The sequence below is a fragment of the Phormidesmis priestleyi BC1401 genome (genome assembly GCF_001650195.1).
GTDB lineage: Bacteria > Cyanobacteriota > Cyanobacteriia > Leptolyngbyales > Leptolyngbyaceae > Phormidesmis_A > Phormidesmis_A priestleyi_B.
Genome location: NZ_LXYR01000207.1, coordinates 1 through 265 on the forward strand (window position 1 = coordinate 1; position 265 = coordinate 265).

1 protein-coding gene is annotated in these 265 nt (G+C 51.7%); it reads left to right on the forward strand.

The genetic code is table 11. The features are described from left to right. Positions 1-97: 97 nt before the first annotated feature. Positions 98-265 (forward strand): ParA family protein (locus A8707_RS30820; RefSeq protein ID WP_269452782.1); only part of this gene is annotated, 168 nt, incomplete at its 3' end.

The following is a 265-nucleotide window of genomic DNA, read 5'->3' on the forward strand; positions in this document are numbered from 1 at the left end:
GTCTTGACCTCAACGCGTTGGGATCAATTCTGGAACAAACTGAATCAATACGGCTTTTCCGTTGCCCTCTAATAGTATCAAATAGAGGTCGCACCCTATTAAAGGGGGGGTTGGCAAGTCCACGGTCGCAACCAACATGACCGTAATGAGAGCCAACCAGGGGATGGACGTGCTGCTCGTCGATGCTGATGATCAAGGCACGGCTTCAGACTTCACGGCGGTTCGTAACGAAACCTTAATAGAGCAGGGAGCTGGCTACACCTCC